We start from the raw sequence: 17,696 nt of genomic DNA, 5'->3' as shown, positions 1-17,696 counted from the left end.
CACCGACGGCCGCTACGGCGACAACCCCAACCGCCTGCAGCACTATTATCAGTTCCAGGTGGTGCTCAAACCCTCGCCCCTGGCAATTCAGGATCTGTATCTGGGCTCGTTGAACATGCTGGGGCTGGATCCCCTCACCCACGACATCCGCTTCGTGGAAGACAACTGGGAATCCCCCACCCTGGGTGCCTGGGGGCTGGGCTGGGAGGTGTGGCTGAACGGCATGGAAGTCACCCAGTTCACCTATTTTCAGCAAGTGGGCGGCCTGCACTGCCGGCCGGTGACGGGCGAGATCACCTACGGTCTGGAGCGCATCGCCATGTATCTGCAGGGGGTGGAGAGCGTCTACGACCTGCTGTGGACCCGCGGTCCCGAGGGCACGGTGACCTATGGCGATGTGTTCCACCAAAACGAGGTGGAAATGTCCGCCTACAACTTCGAACACGCCGCCACCGAAGCGCTGTTCGGCTGGTTTGACACCTGCGAGCGGGAGAGCAAAAAACTCATCGGGGCCGACCTGCCCCTGCCCGCGTACGAGATGGTGCTGAAAGCCTCGCACACCTTCAATCTGCTGGACGCCCGCCACGCCATTTCCGTCACCGAACGCCAGCGCTACATCCTGCGGGTACGCACCCTGGCCCGCGCCGTGGCCGAGGCCTATTACACCCGGCGTGAGCGCCTCGGCTTTCCCCTGCTGGCGCAAAGCGGGGAGGCCGCCCATGGCTGAGACACGGGATCTGCTGGTGGAAATCGGTACCGAGGAATTGCCGCCCAAGGCCCTGCTGCGCCTCAGCGAGGCCTTCACCGCGGGGCTGCGCAACGGCCTGGAGCAGGCGCAGCTTGGTTTTGCCGCCATGCGCGGCTATGCCACCCCCCGCCGCCTGGCGGTGCTGGTGGAAGATCTGGCCACGGCCCAGCCCGACCGCATTAACGAGCGCCGCGGCCCCGCCCTGCAGGCCGCCTTTGACGAAGAAGGCAACCCAACAAAAGCCGCGCTGGGCTTTGCCCGCTCTTGCGGCGTTACCGTTGACGAGCTGGAGCGCACGGAAAACGCCAAAGGCGCCTGGCTGGTATTTCGTCACCAAGTGGCCGGCCAGGCCACCACCGCCCTGCTGCCGGCGTTGATCGCCGCCGCGCTGGCGGGCTTGCCCGTCCCCAAGCGCATGCGCTGGGGCACTGTGGAGGACGAATTCGTGCGCCCCGTGCACTGGGCCGTGGTGCTGTTCGGCGACGAGGTGGTGCCCTGCCGGTTCTACGGCGTCAGCGCCGGACGCCAGACCCGCGGCCACCGCTTTCACCATCCCGCGCTTCTCCCTCTGGCCGAGCCGCGCGCCTACGCCCCCTTGCTGGAGAGCGAGGGCCGGGTGGTGGCGGATTTTGCCGAGCGGCGAGAGGCAGTGCGGGCCCAGGTGCAGGAAGCCGCCGCCAAGGTAGGCGGCCGTGCTGTCATCGACGAGGCCTTGCTGGACGAAGTCACCGCGTTGGTGGAATGGCCCGTGGCCGTGCTGGGCCATTTCGAGGAAACATTCCTGGGCCTGCCAGCGGAGGCCCTCATCGCCACCATGAAGGGCAATCAAAAGTATTTTCACCTGATGGACGCTGAGGGCCGGCTCCTGCCCCATTTCATCACCATCGCCAACATCGAAAGCCGCGACCCGGCCCAAGTGCAAGCGGGCAACGAGCGGGTCATCCGCCCCCGCCTGGCGGACGCCGCCTTTTTCTGGGACCAGGACCGCAAAAGCACCCTGGCGGCCCGGCGCGATGGGCTCAAGCACGTCATCTTCCAGGCCAGGCTGGGCAGCCTGTATGACAAAACCACGCGCCTGGCCGCACTGGCTGCCATCATCGCCGAAAGCATCGGTGGTGACCCCGCCCTGGCGCGCCAGGGCGGCGAGCTGGCCAAATCCGATCTGCTCACCGAAATGGTGGGCGAATTTCCTGAGCTGCAGGGCACCATGGGCCGCTATTACGCCCAGGCGGAGGGCCTGCCGGCGGCGCTGGCCCGGGCCCTGGAAGAGCAGTACCTGCCCCGCCACGCTGGCGACGCCCTGCCCGCCACCCCCGGCGGCCGGGCCCTGGCCATCGCCGACCGGCTGGACACCCTGGTGGGCATCTTCGCCCTCGGCCAGGCCCCCAGCGGCGACAAAGATCCCTTTGGCCTGCGCCGCGCCGCCCTGGGAACTCTCAGAATCATCATCGAAGGGGAACTGGATTTGGACCTGGACGCCCTGCTGGCCGCCGCCGCCCAAGCTTACGGCGACGGCATTCCGGCCCGTGACGTTCTTCCCCAGGTCTACGAATTCATGATGGAGCGCCTGCGGGCCTATTACCTGGACAGCGGCGTGCGTCCCGACACCTTCGAAGCGGTGCTGGCCCGCCGTCCCAGCCGCCCGCGCGACTTCGACCGGCGCCTTAAGGCCGTCACCGCCTTCCGCGCCCTGCCCGAAGCGGCGAGTCTGGCGGCCGCCAACAAGCGCATCCGCAACATTCTCAGGCAAGCCGCCGAAGCCACAGGTGACAACATCGACCCCGCCCGCCTCACCGAACCGGCTGAGCGGCGCCTGGCCGAGGCCCTGGCCGCGCTGGAAAGAGACGTCAGCCCCCTGTTCGATGCCGGAGACTACCGCGCCGCACTGAAACAGCTGGCCCGCCTGCGCGAGCCGGTGGACCGCTTCTTCGACGAAGTGATGGTGATGACGGACGACGCCGCCGTGCGGCATAACCGTCTGTCTTTGTTGCAACGTCTGTCACGGCTGTTTTCGCGGGCGGCGGATTTTTCGAAATTGCAAGCTTAGCAACAGACGACCAGAAAAGAAAAAACATAAAAAGGGCTCTGACCCCTTTTGGTGCTTTTGGTGCTAACGGGTCAAGCCCAGGAACAAAGCGGGCAGGCGCTCGGGCAGGCGCTGGACGTGATCAACCACGGTGTAGGCGTTGGCGCCGAACAGGCGGGCGACATAGTCATCGGCCTGGGGGTCGAGGGTGAGGCAATATGTGGTCACACCGCGGCGGGTGAGTTCCTCCACGGCTTTTTTGGTATCGAAGCGCAGGTACTGGGGATCGCGCACGTCGATGTCGGCGGGTTCGCCGTCGGTGACCAGCAGGATCAGTTTTTTCTGTTGCGGCTGGCGCAGTAAGTGGCTGGCCCCGTGGCGCAGGGCGGCCCCCATGCGGGTGGACAGTCCTCCCTGCATGCCGGCCAGGCGGGCTTTGACCTCGTCGTCAAAGGGCTGGCCGAAGTCTTTGAAGCGGTAGTACTGCACATCGTGGCGGCCGTCGGAGGCAAAACCGTGGATGGCGAAGGGGTCGCCGATGCCCGCTATGGCCCAGGCCAGCAGGGTGGTGGCGTCGCGCGCCAGTTGCAGTACGGGGCGGTCGCTGCCGGGCAGGGTTTCGTTGGTGGACTCGGACAGATCCAGCAACACCAGTACGGCCAGATCGCGGGTTTGGCGGATGTAGCGGATGTTCACCCGCGGGTCGGGCATCTCCCCCATGCGCAGGTCTGTCATGGCGCGGACGGCGGCGTTGATGTCGATGTCGTCCCCGTCTTCCTGATGCCGCTGGCGCACGATGCCCCGCGCTTGCAGGGCGTCGATGAGTCGTTTCAGCCGGCTGGCGACGGGGCGGTACTCCACCAGCGTGGCGTCGATGAGCGCCGGGTCGCCCTTGGGTGGGCGCTTTTCCAGTACGGTCACCCAGTCGGGGCGGTGGAGCTGCACCTGATAGTCCCATTCCTGATAGTGGAAGGGTTCGCTCACCGGCTCTTTGCCCCACATTTCGTTGTAGCTCACGCCCTCGTCTTCGTAGGGGAAGAACTCGGTGGCGCAGATCCACACTTCCTGGGCATCGTCACCGGCCAGTTCGCAATCCACTTCATTGGCCATCTCGATAGCGCTGACGTATTTGCGCACCTGGCGCTGGCTGGCGGGAATGTATTCGGCCTCAGTCCAGGCCGCTTCGCCCACGGCCCACACATAGCGGTTGTCATCGCGGTAAGGGATGGCGGTGGACTCCAGCACCCGCAAGCTGGGTATGGCGTGGCGCCCGCCGACCATATTGTAAAAGGTGATGCCCAAGTCCCAGCTGAGACGGTTGTCGTGGGGACGCCGGGCCATCTCCTTGCGAAAGGCCGCGGTGATTTCCCGCACGGCCGGGTCAGTGTCCGCATAGCGCTCGTCAATCAAGGCAAAAGCGGTGCGCTCCAGCAAATCCACCACCGGGTCCACCGGACAACTCACCTGGCGGATTTTTTCGTGGAACTGGCCCCACAGTTGCTTCAGGCCGGGGAACTGGGCCATGGCCAGATGTTCCACCCGGGCGTCTTCGAACAGGCCGATGAATACCATTCGTGCCGGCGACAGGGTTTCGGCGGACAGGGGTTTTCGGGTATAGACCAGGTGGGCGGCGGCGTGGGCGGCGGCGCCGCGGTAGAGGTCCTTGCCCGGCAGGCCGGCGTAATCGTCGAAGGCATCGGGCAGGTGAATGACGCGGTTTTCAATGAAAGGCTTGTAGCCTTCGCGGGTCTCGTGATCGCCCGAGGTGGGGCGCAGAAAAAAATCCCGCCCCCACAAGGCGCGCAGATAAAAATTCAAGCGCCGTTGCTGGTCTACGAACAAGGTACCGCGACGCTCTGTTTGCAATACGGCCAGGCTGTCGGCGGAGGTCAGGTTGAAATACTGTTGCTGGGCCTCGAAATCGCGGCCGTGGGCCTGCGCCCCCCACAGGGCCCAACGCCGAAGGCCGCCCAGGGTGAGCTTGGAGAACAAGTCGTCCAGGTGCGCCAGCATGGGCCGCAGGCCCCGTGGCACTTTGGCGGAAAGCTGGTGAATGAGATTGAGATACCCCCGCAGCAACTCGGCATCGCCCAGGCGCCGGGCAGCGGTGGGCAGGGTGGCAAACAGCAGGCTGATGATCTCGCCGCTGACCATGGACGCCAGTTTCAATGCTGCCTGGGTGGCATCTTTGACACTGTCTTCGCCCACCTCTTTGGCCACGGCCGGCATGTGGGCAAGATAGGATTCCACCAGCGCTGCGCCCCGTCCCAGCTGCGACAGGGCACGGGCCCCTTCCAGATAATTGTGCAGACCCGCCGGCGACATGACCCGCGCCGCTTCGGCGAAATGCGCCGCCAGGGCGTCGTGCAGGGCCGGGCTGATATCTTCCAGTTGGTCGCGGTAGTCGTCCAGTTGTACGCTCATGGGAAAAACCACGGTGGGTACGGGGAACACGGAGGAAGGCATTTTGCGGGGGAATATCGGACCGGTGCCAACGATCAAACGCACCAGCGGGCCCCTGTTGCAATGTGCTCCGATGTATTCTCTGCGTTCTCCGTGTCCTCTTTTAGGTTGCAGGGTGAATAGTCCACCGGCTTTAGCCGGTGGCGTCATGTTACGGCAACAAGCCGGATTGACCGGCCGTACGGCCGGTTGTCCCCTCTCCCGAGACCGGGAGAGGCTAAAGGTGAGGGTTTCAGTTTCAACCTCAGAACATGGTCACCCCTCACCCCGGCCCTCTCCCCTCGAGGGGAGAGGGTGTAAAAGCAAGCATGCCGCCTCAAGGCAGGGGGAGATTTACAAATCCCCTGCCAAAGACATTAAAAATAAGTGCCGACTGCGGCATCCAGCGTGTCGCGCATGTCCGGGTCGTCGGTCAGGGGCCGCACCAGGGTCATGGCGCAGGCCGCTTTGGGGGCGATGCCCGTTTTGATGAGATTGCCGGCATATACCAGCAGCCGGGTGGAGATGCCTTCGTCCAGGCCGTGGCCCTTGAGGTTGCGGGCGCGCTGGGCGATTTGCACCAGCTTCATGGCGGTGTCCTGGTCCACGCCGGTTTCGTGGGCGATAATTTCCGCTTCCACGCCGTCTTCCGGATACTCAAAGTCCAGGGCACCGAAACGCTGCTTGGTGGACTGCTTTAAGTCCTTCATCAGGTTTTGATAACCGGGGTTATAAGAAATCACCAGCTGAAAATCCGGGTGGGCCTGCACCAGTTCGCCTTTTTTGTCCAGGGGCAGGATCCGGCGGTGGTCAGTCAGCGGGTGGATGACCACAGTGGTGTCCTGGCGCGCCTCCACCACTTCGTCCAGATAACAAATGGCACCGATGCGGGCGGCAATGGTGAGAGGACCGTCCTGCCAGCGGGTGCCGGAGGCGTCGAGCAGAAAACGGCCCACCAGATCGCTGGCGGTCATATCTTCGTTACAGGCCACGGTGATGAGCGGGCGGCCCAGCTTCCACGCCATGTACTCGATGAAGCGGGTTTTGCCGCAGCCCGTCGGCCCTTTGAGCATGATGGGCATGCGGGCACCGTAAGCCGCCTCGTATAGCGCAACTTCGTCGGCAACGGGACGATAGTACGGTTCTTCTGCGATGGTGTACTGTTCGACATTGCTCATGATGCTGTCCTGTCACTGTTTTGGAAAAGTTGAAGGTTGAAAGTTTGGGCTTGAAGAGGGGGGAGGAGGATTCACTTCCAACCTTCAACGTTCAACTTCTGGCGGTATCGTTGTTGCTGTAAAAAAACCCCCGGCCGGATGACGCCGGCCGGGGGTTTTCGTCAAACACCCTGGCCGGCCTCAGGCAGCGATGGGCCCACGGAACACCACCATTTCAGCACCTTTGGACTGGGCATAGTTGTCATAGCCCACCAGGCGGACATGATGAGTGGGATGGGCCTTGTGGCAGGCCTCGGCTTCGGCCAGCACCTTGTCCACATCGGTCTCGCCGAACAGGGGCAGCTTCCACATGTACCAGTAGTGGTCGAAGGCGTTTTCCGGTTCGGTGTGCTCAATGGCCGGGTTCCAGCCTTTGCTCACGATGTATTCCACTTGCTTGCGGATTTGCTCCTTGGTCATGGCCGGCAAATAGGAGAAGGTCTCAAACTTGCGGCTGGAGACATCGCTCAGGCTGGATTTGTAATCTTGCATTTCGCTCATTGTTTCGTTCCTCAGACGTGTTAAGTCAATTCGAATTCAGCGTAACCCGATGCAGGCCGCGCAGCGCGCAGCCTGCCTGGGGACAGACCGGTGCGGTTTACTTGTGGGCCACGTCCAGTTTGTCCACGGTGTCGAATTCGAATTTGATCTCTTTCCAGGTTTCCATGGCCATCTTGAGCTCGGGGCTGCTCTTGGCGGCGTTGGTGAGGATTTCCTTGCCTTCCTTTTCCAGGACCCGACCTTCGTTACGCGCCTCGACGCAGGCCTCCAGGGCCACCCGGTTGGCCGCGGCGCCGGCCGCGTTGCCCCAGGGGTGGCCCAGGGTGCCACCGCCGAACTGCAGCACGGAGTCGTCGCCGAAGATGGTGACCAGGGCGGGCATGTGCCAGACGTGGATGCCACCGGAGGCCACGGCGAAGGCGCCGGGCATGGCGCCCCAGTCCTGATCGAAGAAGATGCCGCGCGAACGGTCTTCCTTGATGTATTTTTCCCGCAGCAGGTCGATCCAGCCCAGGGTGGAGGCGCGGTCGCCTTCCAGCTTGCCCACCACGGTGCCGGTGTGCAGGTGGTCGCCGCCGGACAGGCGCAGGATCTTGGTGAGCACGCGGAAGTGGATGCCGTGGCGCGGATTGCGGTCCAGCACCGCGTGCATGGCGCGGTGGATGTGCAACAGCAGGCCGTTGTCCCGGCACCACTGGGCGAGACCCGTGTTGGCGCAGAAGCCGCCGGTGATGTAGTCGTGCATGATGATGGGCGCGCCGATCTCCTTGGCGTACTCGGCCCGCTTGAACATCTCATCCGGCGTGGGCGCGGTGACGTTGAGGTAGTGCCCCTTGCGCTCGCCGGTTTCCTTTTCGGCCTTGTGGATGGCGTCCATGACGAAGTCGAAACGCTGGCGCCAGCGCATGAAGGGCTGGGAGTTGACGTTTTCGTCGTCCTTGGTGAAGTCCAGACCACCGCGCAGGCACTCGTACACGGCACGGCCGTAGTTCTTGGCCGACAGACCCAGCTTGGGCTTGATGGTGCAGCCCAGCAGGGGACGACCGTATTTGTTCATGATGTCGCGCTCGACCTGGATGCCGTGGGGCGGACCGTTGCAGGTCATGACATAGGCGATGGGGAAACGCACGTCTTCCAGGCGCAGGGCGCGCACGGCCTTGAAGCCGAACACATTGCCCACCAGGGAGGTGAAGACGTTGACCACCGAGCCTTCTTCGAACAGGTCAATGGGGTAGGCGATGAAGGCGTAGAAGGCCTCGTCGTCGCCGGGCACGTCCTCGATGGCATAGGCGCGGCCCTTGTAGTAGTCCAGGTCGGTGAGCAGATCGGTCCACACCGTGGTCCAGGTGCCGGTGGAGGATTCGGCGGCCACGGCGGCGGCGGCCTCTTCGCGGGGCACGCCCGGCTGCGGGGTGATCTTGAAACAGGCCAGGATGTCGGTGTCCGCCGGGGTGTATTCCGGCATCCAGTACGTTTCGCGGTACTCTTTAACGCCCGCCTGATAGGTTTTCACTGCCATAGCCCAATCTCCTTAGTAGTGTATAGAGAGAATTTATGCAGACCGTCTTGCGCACCGTGTTGGTGCCATTTTTGCTGAATCTGTCGACGCTCCCTCCGGAAGCGTGTTGGTGGTGCATTATTGAAGACTTTTTTCATAAATAAAATTCAAATATTATGATAGAAACGATAAGATTTAACTTATGAACAGGCTTGTTGATCACAGGATTGTGGCGTTGTGAACATCACCTTGCGCCAACTCAAAGTCTTTGAGGCCGTGGCCCGCAACACCAGTTTTACCCGGGCCGCGGAAGAACTGCACCTGACCCAGCCGGCCGTTTCCATGCAGGTCAAACAGCTGGAAGAACACGTGGGCCTGGCCCTGTTCGAGCAGCTCGGCAAGAAGATTTTTCTGACCTCCGCCGGACAGGAAATGTATTACTACAGCCGCGCCATCGCCCAGCAGCTGGAGGAGGCGGAACGGGTGCTGGACGAAATGAAGGGCGTACGAGGCGGGCGGCTGGCCGTGGCGGTGGCCAGCACGGCCAACCACTTCGCCACCCGGCTGCTGGCCACCTTCAGCCGCCGCTACGACAACCCCACCATCAGCCTCGACGTGACCAACCGCAAGGGCCTGCTGCGCCATCTGGAGGCCAACGATATCGACATGGTCATCATGGGCCGGCCCCCGCGGGAGCTGGACCTGGCGGCAGAGTCCTTCACCGAAAACCCCCTGGTGGTCATCGCCCCCACCGATCATCCCCTGGCCGGCAGCGCCCAAATTCCCTTCGACCGCCTGCAAAATGAAACCTTTGTGATCCGCGAGCCCGGTTCCGGCACCCGCGTCGCCATGGAGCGTTTTTTCCGCGAACAGGGTGTGGCGCTGTCCACCGGCATGGAAATGAGCAGCAATGAAGCCATCAAGCAGGCGGTGGAAGCCGGCCTGGGTCTGGGCATCGTGTCCGAACACACCCTGGAACTGGAGCTGGAAACCCATCGCCTGGTGATCCTCGATGTGGAGCACTTTCCCATCCTGCGCCATTGGTACGTGGTACACCGCAAGGGCAAACGCTTATCGCCCGTGGCCCAGGTGTTCAAGGAATTCGTACTGAAAGAAGGCGCGGCCATGGCACGTTTGGACGCCTACCAGGCGCCCGGTACGCCTTCGGGCTGAGGGGCAATAAGACCAGCTGGACCGCATGTTTTATCAGATTGCATGTTTGAACTTGCAAGCCGGTTCAAACATGCGGGCTGGCTTTCGCCAAGGGGATGGTGGTGCCAGAATGCCCTGGATTCTGTGTCATTGCATCCCCGCCCGGGCGGCTTTTATACTGCCGCCCTTTGCCCGGCGCCGGAGAATCCGACTTATGAGCGTTACATCATTTCACCCCCCAATCCGCACTCTGATGGGGCCCGGCCCTTCCGATATCCATCCGCGGGTATCGGCGGCCATGGCGCGGCCCGTCATCGGCCACCTGGACCCGGCCTTTGTGGGCATGATGGACGAGATGAAAACCCTGCTTCAGTACGCGTTTCAGACCACCAATGCCCTGACTATTCCCGTGTCCGCTCCCGGTTCGGCGGGTATGGAGACGTGCTTTGTGAATCTGGTGGAGCCGGGTGACAAAGTGATCGTTTGCCAAAACGGCGTGTTCGGCGGCCGCATGAAGGAAAATGTTGAACGCTGCGGCGCCACGGCGGTGATGGTGGAAGACGCCTGGGGTGAGCCGGTGGATCCGGCCAAAGTGGAGGATGCGCTAAAGGCCCATCCCGATGCCAAGGTGGTTGCCTTCGTCCACGCTGAGACGTCGACGGGGGTGGAGTCGGATGTGCCCACCTTGGTGGACCTGGCGCATCGTCACGCTTGTTTGACCATCGTGGACGCGGTCACGTCCCTGGGCGGGATACCGTTGAAGGTGGACGAGTGGGGTATTGATGCTGTCTATTCCGGCACCCAAAAATGCCTGTCCTGTACGCCCGGCCTGTCGCCGGTGAGTTTCAGCGCGCGCGCGGTCGAGAAAATCCAGGCCCGCCAAAGCAAAGTGCAGAGCTGGTTTCTGGATTTGAGTCTGGTGATGGGCTATTGGGGCAGCAAGGGCCGGCGCGCCTACCACCACACGGCGCCCATCAACGCCCTGTATGCCTTGCACGAAGCCCTGGTGATGCTGCGCGAAGAAGGGCTGGAAAACGCCTGGACCCGCCACCGCCTGCACCACCAGGCCCTGCGCGACGGCCTCGAAGCCATGGGCCTGGGATTCCGGGTGGCTCCGGCCCATCGTCTGCCTCAGCTCAATGCCGTGGAAATCCCCGCCGGCGTGGATGAGGCTGCCGTGCGCGCCCGATTGCTGTCGCAATACGGCCTGGAGATCGGGGCCGGCCTGGGCGCCCTGGCGGGCAAGATCTGGCGTATCGGGCTGATGGGCCATGCCTGCAACGCCCGCAACGTCATGTTGTGCCTGACGGCGCTGGAATCGGTGCTGGGGGCCATGGGCGTTTCCATCGAACGGGGGGCAGCCCTTGCAGCCGCCCAGCGCCGCTTGTCAGCATAGTGCCGGAAATGGTCACCCGGTGACGTTTTTGGTCGCCTGCTCCGTTTGGCGCGCGGCGGTGTGCCCCTGATGGTCATCTTGATCGCCTCTGGCGCGTGACCGGTTTCACATTGGCACGGCCTCTGCATAGCTGCCTGAAAGTCCCCACAGGCACCATCGCGCAGACGCCGCCCGCCTTGGAAGCTGAGACTCGAGACGATGCGGCAGGAGGGAGTGAGAGATGACAGCGGCACTGACACAAATCGAGTTGAAGCGGCAATCCAACGCCTATCGTGGCACCGGCGGGGTGAGCGAGGAAAACCGCTCCTTCGGCTTTCGTCCCGCCTTTTTCGACCGCAACGCCGGCCGGCTTTTCCTCTCCTGTTTCTTGGACGGGACGCCGGCACCCATGCATATCTTTGACGGTCTGCCCGATGCCTTGATTGCCGAACGGGACGCCGAGGGCTTTCCCATCAAGCTGTATGCCTCGGTGATCGCCGGCTTCGAGCGGGACGGCCACTTTTTCACCCGCGAACAAACGGCTCAGCTCATTGAATGGGAGCTGGACAAGCAGGCCGCCATCGCGCTGTGAGTCAGGACGTCTGCTGAAGATTGCCAAAGCCCCTTCCGCTCAGTGCAACACCCGCGGCACCGCCAGGGTGAAAGCCGGAATCTCCGCATCGAACTCCAAGCCGTCGTCTCCCAGCATCTGATACGTCCCGCTCATGGTGCCCACCGCCGTATCCAGCACGGCGCCGCTGGTGTACTGAAACGCCTCCCCGGGTTTTAAGTGGGGCTGCTCACCCACCACCCCCTGTCCCCGCACCTCCTGCACATTGCCATTGGCGTCGGTAATCACCCAATGCCGGGATATCAGCCTGGCCGCCACGGAGCCCTGGTTGCGGATGTTTACCGTATAGGCAAAGATATAGCGCTGTTCCTCGGGGGCGGATTGTTCCTCGATGAAATGGGGGACAACGGTGACTTCAATCTGGTGGGGAAGGCATTTGCTCATGGCGACTGCTGGACTCTTGTTAAATCGGGTTTTAGCCGAAGTGTAGCTCATTTGGTGGCCACTTTGCGTACCTGCGCCAAATCCGTCTGGCCTTGAAACAGCTTGGCAATTCCATCCTGCATCAAGGTGCGCATGCCCTCCCCGATGGAGAGTTTTTCAATCTCCGCCGCAGTGGCTTTGTGATAAATCAAATCTTTGAGGGTGGGGCTGGTGACCAGCAGTTCGTGGATGCCGGTGCGGCCCAGATAACCGCTGCCGCCACAATGCGTGCACCCCACCGCCTTGTACAAAGCGGGCTTGCCGCCCACCTTGAGTTCATCGTAGCGTTCTTCGCCGTAGTAACGTTGCAGCAGGGTCAGTTCTTCGTCATCGGGGTGATAGGCCTCTTTACACTTGTCGCACAAGGTGCGCACCAGCCGCTGGGCCATGACACCCAGCAGGGCGTCGGAGAAACTGACAGGATCGATGCCGAGGTCCAGCAGGCGGGTGACCGTTTCCGCCGCCGAGTTAGTGTGCAGGGTGGAAAACACCAGATGGCCGGTAAGGGAGGCTTCCACCCCAGCCTCAGCGGTTTCCCTGTCCCGCATTTCGCCGATCATGATCACGTCCGGGTCGGCCCGTAAAAAGGCCCGCAGGGCGGCGGCGAAGTTCAGCCCCGCCTTGTTGTTCATCTGCACTTGTTGCAGGCCGGGCTGGGTGATCTCCACCGGATCTTCCGCGGTCCAGATCTTGCGCTCCGGGGTGTTGATGTGGGCCAGGATGGCGTGCAGGGTGGTGGTTTTGCCCGAGCCCGTGGGGCCCACCACCAGGAAGATGCCGTGGGGGTGTTCCACCAGTTTCCGGGTCTCTTCCAGGTTGCGCCTGGAGAAATTGAGTTTCTCCAGCGGCAGGGGTTTGCTGGAGGCCAAAATACGCATGACCACCGATTCGCCGTTGACGGTGGGGATGGTGGCAACCCGCAGCTCCACCGGTTTGCCTTTGATTTTTACCACGCACTTGCCGTCCTGGGGCCGGCGTCGGTCGGAGATGTCCATGCCGCCCATGATTTTGATGCGCGAGACCACCGCGCGGATGTGGCTGGCGGGAATGGTGATGGTTTTGCGGCACACCCCGTCCACCCGGATGCGCACAGCCGAGGAACTTTTTCCCTTGCCGGGTTCGATATGAATGTCTGACGCCCGGGCCATGTAGGAATCGCGGATCATCTGGTTGACCAGTTGGATAACGGTGGCCTCATTTTCGTCCACCGACTCGATTTCGTCTTCCTCGACGTTTTCTATGCCCTCTTCCTGCAGCTTGTCCACCAACTCGTTGATGTCGAGGTTGGGGTCCGTGCCCCGCAGCGGCTCGCCCAGGTATTGGCGGATCTCCTCGGCCAGAGAGACCTTGAACACGTAGTTGCGGCAGCGCAGCACCCGCTGGATTTCCATGATGCGCTGGTGGTCTGCAGGGTCGTCGATGAGTACCACCACCTCGTCCTGGTTACCCTGCACCGGCAGCCAGCGTTCCTGTTTGAGGTAGGCCTCGTTGATGCCCTTGAGCAGTTCCCGGGGAATCTCAATTTCCGGGTCGAAACCCATGTAAGGCACTTGGTAGTAGCGTTCCAGGGAGGCGCCGATTTCTGAGGGGTTCAGGCCCGCTTCGTAAATCAGCATGCCGGTGACGGTGGTGCCTTCCTTGGGTGCGCGGTGTTTAAAGTCGTCGATTTGTTCCTGGCTGATTTTTCCGGTCTGCACCAGAAATTCGTACGGGTCCGAGGTGCCGCCCAGTTCGTATCGGAACTGCTGTCCCAGCAGCAGTCCCAGCTTGACGGCGTTGCGCAGCTCGGTGTCGGAAAAGGCGCCGCCACCTTTGCGGTTCAGCACCTGCATCACCCCGAACAACACGTCCTTGGATTTGATGGGCACCACCACCATGGCGCGCGAGCGGAAGCCGCTCTTCAAATCAAAGGACTTGTCGAAATTCAAATTGGGGTGGATTTTATGCAGTTCTTCATCGTCGTACACATCCTGGACCCGTACCGGTTTCTGGCTGAGACCGACGTAGCCGGAGATCGACGAGGTGGACAAGGGCACCCGTATTTCCTTGAATTCATCGCCACTTTTGTATTTGGAGACCAGTTCCGGCTGGGTGCGCGAGCGTTGGTAGACGGTGATGCGTTCGGCATTGAGCAGGCCCAGCAGATCATCCTCGATCTCGGGCATGACCTCACTGAAGCTTTCTGCCTCGTGCACCCGGTGGATGAGGTTGTTCAGCCGGACCTGAAACTCAAGCTGGCGCCGGAGCTGTTCCGGGTCCACCTTTTTCTGGACATCTTTGTGGGCTTCGCTGCCGGCGCTGTTCATGGTGTACAGTCGTTGGTGCCTGGACGATAGGGGCGGGCGCAGTCCTTGCTGTGAGCGGAAATCCCGCGCCTGCACAGTGATCCTGGATCGAACTCCCCCGGAGGGGGCACAGCCCGCTCCCCGTCGTGAAGGCTGCGTCCCTTTGCTGTATCGTCTGCAGCGGGGATGTTTTTACCCGCAGCCCCGCGGCGCATAAAGGCGCGGGCGCCGCCGGCGCGGATTCAAGGTGATAAGGTGACGACATCATGGACGGCAAGAGGGCGAGCCTGCTTGAGCGCTACCGGGCCTATGTGTGGCGGCCGGACCGGGCGGCCTTGCCGCGCCCCCACGCCGCTTTCATCAGCCTGTTGAGGCTGGTGGATCACATCGCCTATGAAATCAACAAAGGAACCCTGACCCAGACCGCGGCCAGTCTCACCTACACCACCCTGGTGGCCCTGGTGCCGCTGCTGGCGGTGAGTTTTTCCCTGCTCAAGGCCCTGGGGGTGCACAATCAGATCGAGCCGGTATTGCTCACCTTTCTGGCACCCCTGGGGGAAAAAGGTGTCGAGTTGGGGCGGAGCATCATCGCCTTTGTGGAGAACGTCCGCGTCGGCGTGCTCGGTGCCGTGGGCATGGCGGTATTGCTTTTTACCGCCGTCTCCACGCTGCAAAAAGTGGAAGCCGCCTGCAATGCCTTGTGGCACACCTCCCAGATGCGGCCTCTGGCGCGGCGCTTCAGCGACTACACCAGCGTGCTGCTGGTAGGGCCTTTGTTGTTGTTCTCTGCCCTCGGGGCCACGGCCACCCTGGCCGGTTCCCGGCTCATGCACAGCCTGCCCGCGGTGGATTGGCTCATCACCACCAGTGGGAAAATGCTGCCCTATTTTCTAGTGTGCGCGGCGTTCACCTTCATCTATTTGTTCATCCCCAATACCCGGGTGCGCCTGCGTTCCGCCCTGGTGGGGGGGCTGTTTGCAGGGGTGCTGTGGGAGACCACCGGTCTGGGCTTCGCCCTGTTTGTGGCCTCCGCCAACACCTACACCGCCATCTATTCCGGTTTTGCCGTGGTGATCCTGTTCCTGATCTGGATCTACATCAGCTGGTTGATCTTCCTGGCAGGGGCACAGGTAAGTTATTTCCACCAACACCCGCGCATGCTGGCCACACCGCGGGCGGCCTGGCGCCTGGGCCACCGCGGCCGCGAACGTCTGGCGCTGCTGGCCATGGCCGCCATCGGCTGGCGCCAGTGGCAGGGCGGGACGCCGTGGACGGCGGAGGACCTGGCCGATGCGCTCACCGTGCCGGCCCTGGCACTGCAACAATTGTTGGCGACCTTGGTGGAACGCAAGCTGCTGTATCTCACCAGCGGCGAGGCGGTGGGCTATGTCTTGGCCCGGGACAGCAGCGCCATCCGTCTGGTGGATATCCTGCAAGCCGTGCGCCGCGACGGTGACCAGGGCAGCACGATTGCACCCACCGGCGACCTGGTGCCCGCGGTGGATGCCTTGATGGACAGGCTGGACCAGGCCATCGCCGGGACGGCCGGCAGTCCGCTGGCGGCCTTGATTCAGGCCGGGCATGCCCCCATTCAGGCCCAGGACCGGGTGCCGAATTATCAACCCGACAGTTCCCGGGACAAACGCTGAGCCAAGCTCATTCAGCGCGTCGTCGGACGGTCAGCCCCTTGTCTTCAGTGAGAACGCCATGACGCAACCGTCCCAGCCGACCCGATACAGGGTGGAGATTTATACTTGGCGCTATTGCCCCTACTGCATCGCCGCCAAACAACTGCTCGTGGACAAGGGCGTGGAATTCGTTGAACACGCCATCGATGGTGACAGCACCGCCCGCGCCGCCATGGCCGAACGGGCCAATGGCCGCCATACCGTTCCCCAGATCTTTATCGACGATCGGGCCATCGGTGGTTTTCGTGAGCTGGCCGCCCTGGATCGAAGCGGTGCCCTGGGCCGGTTGCTCGGCCGTTGACGCCGGTGGTGCCGCTGCCAGACCGCATGTTTTGCGCTGGCCTGCCAGTGCAAACATGCGGTCCAGGCGGAACCTCAAATATAATCCTGACAGTGATTTTTGGAAGCCGAGGACGATTTGATGGACGTGACGATTTACCACAATCCCCGCTGTTCAAAGTCCAGGGAAACGCTGAAGCTGCTGCGGGAGCGGGGCATCGAGCCCCGCATCGTTGACTACCTCAAGCAGGTGCCGGGCCGAAGCGAGCTGAAAATGATTCTCAAGCTGCTGGGCCTGTCGCCGCGTGAATTGATGCGCACCAAGGAGAAGCTCTACAAAGAGTTGGGTTTGAACGACCCCGGGCTCAGTGATGCGGCACTTATCCAGGCCATGCTGGATAACCCCAGCTTGATCGAACGTCCCATTGTTCTTGCCCAGGGCAAAGCGGCCCTGGGCCGCCCTCCCGAGCAGGTGTTGGAGATTCTCTAGTCGGCGGCGTCCGTCCCCATGTTCAGATATCACAAAGGGCAGCGGGTCACCGCCGGTGAGCGTGAACGGTGGTGGCCCGTGCTGAACCGGTTCGCGCTGGCGCGGGCGTGGTCCGCCGGGCGGCGCGACAAATTGTTGGCCTGTGCCGCCGAGTTCGTTGAACACAAAGTCGTCTCCGGTGCCGCAGGCTTCACGCCGGATGCGATGACACGGGATATCCTCGCCCTGCAGGCGGCGGTGCCCATACTGGCACTGGGGATGAACTATTACGCGGGATGGGTGGAAGTGATTGTTTATCCGCACGCCTTTGTGACCACTGCGACGCAAGTCGATGAAGCCGGTGTTGTTCATCAGGCACGCCGTGGCTTGAGCGGTGAATCCTGGGAGCGGGGGCCGGTGGTGTTGTCGGCGGAGGACGTGTACCAGTCCGCTTGTCAGGTGGACGGTTACAACGTGGTGATCCACGAAATGGCCCACAAGCTGGATGCCCTGAACGGTGCCATGAACGGTTTCCCGCCGCTGCACCGCCACATGTCCCGCCGGGCGTGGACCGCAGCATTCGAGGCAGCTTACGCGGATATGGCCGCCGCGGTGGAGCGGGGCGACGAGACCATGATGGACCCCTATGCAGTGGAAAATCCAGCGGAATTTTTCGCTGTTGCCAGCGAAATGTTTTTTGAGCGGCCCGGCGCGCTCAAAGCCGGGTATTCCCGGGTGCACGAGCAGCTGCTTGCTTTTTACGGCTACGATCCCAGCCCCTGGACCGGGAACCGCAGACGCCGGAGATCAGGCCGGGCAATCGAGTAGGAGGCGGGGTCACCCCCGCCGTCCTCTCACACCACCGGACGTGCGGTTCCGCATCCGGCGGTTCATGAGACACACTGGAGTCGTCGCACCGTATCGAGCAGCGACACCAGCCCCAAACGATCAAAGTAGGCCTT

General features: G+C 62.5%; 15 protein-coding genes. 9 read left to right on the top strand and 6 right to left on the bottom strand.

Annotated elements, in window-relative coordinates:
* Positions 1-727: glycine--tRNA ligase subunit alpha (glyQ, locus tag ENJ19_08020; protein HHM05674.1), on the top strand; the 727-nt coding region annotated here is incomplete at its 5' end.
* Positions 720-2,795, top strand: coding sequence for a glycine--tRNA ligase subunit beta (locus ENJ19_08015; GenBank protein HHM05673.1), 2,076 nt, complete (start codon positions 720-722; stop codon positions 2,793-2,795). The genes glyQ and ENJ19_08015, both read left to right, overlap by 8 nt.
* A 63-nt stretch (positions 2,796-2,858) precedes the next feature.
* Here the strand turns inward: ENJ19_08015 and ENJ19_08010 are convergent, their stop codons facing one another.
* The 4 genes from ENJ19_08010 to ENJ19_07995 all read right to left on the bottom strand — a co-directional run bounded on the left by ENJ19_08010 (position 2,859) and on the right by ENJ19_07995 (position 8,453).
* Positions 2,859-5,198: a VWA domain-containing protein gene (locus ENJ19_08010; protein HHM05672.1), complete on the bottom strand. Its 2,340-nt coding sequence runs from the start codon at positions 5,196-5,198 to the stop codon at positions 2,859-2,861.
* 395 nt (positions 5,199-5,593) lie between these two features.
* A complete protein-coding gene (locus ENJ19_08005) occupies positions 5,594-6,394 on the bottom strand; it encodes a CbbQ/NirQ/NorQ/GpvN family protein (GenBank protein ID HHM05671.1) in 801 nt (266 codons plus the stop codon).
* Positions 6,395-6,574: 180 nt separating this feature from the next.
* Positions 6,575-6,934, bottom strand: coding sequence for a ribulose bisphosphate carboxylase small subunit (locus ENJ19_08000; GenBank protein ID HHM05670.1), 360 nt, complete (start codon positions 6,932-6,934; stop codon positions 6,575-6,577).
* 97 nt (positions 6,935-7,031) lie between these two features.
* Positions 7,032-8,453 (bottom strand): form I ribulose bisphosphate carboxylase large subunit, encoded by a 1,422-nt coding sequence (locus tag ENJ19_07995; GenBank protein HHM05669.1) that lies wholly within the window; start codon positions 8,451-8,453, stop codon positions 7,032-7,034.
* Positions 8,454-8,669: 216 nt separating this feature from the next.
* Between ENJ19_07995 and ENJ19_07990 the strand changes: the two genes are divergently transcribed.
* The 3 genes from ENJ19_07990 (at position 8,670) to ENJ19_07980 (ending at position 11,551) form a co-directional block, all read left to right on the top strand.
* On the top strand, positions 8,670-9,605 hold the full coding sequence (locus ENJ19_07990; protein ID HHM05668.1) for a LysR family transcriptional regulator: 936 nt from the start codon (positions 8,670-8,672) through the stop codon (positions 9,603-9,605).
* 193 nt (positions 9,606-9,798) lie between these two features.
* Positions 9,799-10,980 carry an alanine--glyoxylate aminotransferase family protein gene (locus ENJ19_07985; protein ID HHM05667.1) on the top strand — a complete coding sequence of 394 codons (1,182 nt, stop codon included), beginning with the start codon at positions 9,799-9,801 and terminating at the stop codon, positions 10,978-10,980.
* Positions 10,981-11,200: 220 nt separating this feature from the next.
* Positions 11,201-11,551 carry a hypothetical protein gene (locus ENJ19_07980; GenBank protein HHM05666.1) on the top strand — a complete coding sequence of 117 codons (351 nt, stop codon included), beginning with the start codon at positions 11,201-11,203 and terminating at the stop codon, positions 11,549-11,551.
* Positions 11,552-11,590: 39 nt separating this feature from the next.
* Here ENJ19_07980 and apaG read toward each other — a convergent pair whose 3' ends face one another.
* Together apaG and ENJ19_07970 are read right to left on the bottom strand one after the other, a co-directional pair.
* Complete coding sequence (gene apaG, locus ENJ19_07975) at positions 11,591-11,974, bottom strand: Co2+/Mg2+ efflux protein ApaG (protein HHM05665.1); 384 nt, start codon at positions 11,972-11,974, stop codon at positions 11,591-11,593.
* 47 nt (positions 11,975-12,021) lie between these two features.
* On the bottom strand, positions 12,022-14,319 hold the full coding sequence (locus tag ENJ19_07970) for a GspE/PulE family protein (protein ID HHM05664.1): 2,298 nt from the start codon (positions 14,317-14,319) through the stop codon (positions 12,022-12,024).
* A 245-nt stretch (positions 14,320-14,564) separates the two neighbouring features.
* On the opposite strand from ENJ19_07970, the gene ENJ19_07965 reads away from it, so the two are divergent.
* The 4 genes from ENJ19_07965 (at position 14,565) to ENJ19_07950 (ending at position 17,562) form a co-directional block, all read left to right on the top strand.
* Positions 14,565-15,947: a YihY family inner membrane protein gene (locus tag ENJ19_07965; GenBank protein HHM05663.1), complete on the top strand. Its 1,383-nt coding sequence runs from the start codon at positions 14,565-14,567 to the stop codon at positions 15,945-15,947.
* 58 nt (positions 15,948-16,005) lie between these two features.
* Positions 16,006-16,287, top strand: a complete 282-nt coding sequence (gene grxC / locus ENJ19_07960) for a glutaredoxin 3 (protein ID HHM05662.1) — start codon at positions 16,006-16,008, stop codon at positions 16,285-16,287.
* A 120-nt stretch (positions 16,288-16,407) separates the two neighbouring features.
* On the top strand, positions 16,408-16,755 hold the full coding sequence (arsC, locus tag ENJ19_07955) for an arsenate reductase (glutaredoxin) (GenBank protein HHM05661.1): 348 nt from the start codon (positions 16,408-16,410) through the stop codon (positions 16,753-16,755).
* A gap of 18 nt (positions 16,756-16,773) precedes the next feature.
* Positions 16,774-17,562: a zinc-dependent peptidase gene (locus ENJ19_07950; protein ID HHM05660.1), complete on the top strand. Its 789-nt coding sequence runs from the start codon at positions 16,774-16,776 to the stop codon at positions 17,560-17,562.
* The last annotated feature ends 134 nt before the right edge of the window (positions 17,563-17,696 follow it).

The sequence above is a fragment of the Gammaproteobacteria bacterium genome, from assembly GCA_011375345.1.
GTDB lineage: Bacteria > Pseudomonadota > Gammaproteobacteria > DRLM01 > DRLM01 > DRLM01.
This window is presented reverse-complemented; position numbering and strand designations above follow the sequence as displayed.

Coding starts and splice junctions, on each gene's coding strand:
- ENJ19_08015 (HHM05673.1), top strand. CDS start 720: ATGGCTGAGACACGGGATCTGCTGGTGGAAATCGGTACCGAGGAATTG.
- ENJ19_08010 (HHM05672.1), bottom strand. CDS start 5,198: ATGAGCGTACAACTGGACGACTACCGCGACCAACTGGAAGATATCAGC.
- ENJ19_08005 (HHM05671.1), bottom strand. CDS start 6,394: ATGAGCAATGTCGAACAGTACACCATCGCAGAAGAACCGTACTATCGT.
- ENJ19_08000 (HHM05670.1), bottom strand. CDS start 6,934: ATGAGCGAAATGCAAGATTACAAATCCAGCCTGAGCGATGTCTCCAGC.
- ENJ19_07995 (HHM05669.1), bottom strand. CDS start 8,453: ATGGCAGTGAAAACCTATCAGGCGGGCGTTAAAGAGTACCGCGAAACG.
- ENJ19_07985 (HHM05667.1), top strand. CDS start 9,799: ATGAGCGTTACATCATTTCACCCCCCAATCCGCACTCTGATGGGGCCC.
- ENJ19_07980 (HHM05666.1), top strand. CDS start 11,201: ATGACAGCGGCACTGACACAAATCGAGTTGAAGCGGCAATCCAACGCC.
- apaG (HHM05665.1), bottom strand. CDS start 11,974: ATGAGCAAATGCCTTCCCCACCAGATTGAAGTCACCGTTGTCCCCCAT.
- ENJ19_07970 (HHM05664.1), bottom strand. CDS start 14,319: ATGAACAGCGCCGGCAGCGAAGCCCACAAAGATGTCCAGAAAAAGGTG.
- ENJ19_07965 (HHM05663.1), top strand. CDS start 14,565: ATGGACGGCAAGAGGGCGAGCCTGCTTGAGCGCTACCGGGCCTATGTG.
- grxC (HHM05662.1), top strand. CDS start 16,006: ATGACGCAACCGTCCCAGCCGACCCGATACAGGGTGGAGATTTATACT.
- arsC (HHM05661.1), top strand. CDS start 16,408: ATGGACGTGACGATTTACCACAATCCCCGCTGTTCAAAGTCCAGGGAA.
- ENJ19_07950 (HHM05660.1), top strand. CDS start 16,774: ATGTTCAGATATCACAAAGGGCAGCGGGTCACCGCCGGTGAGCGTGAA.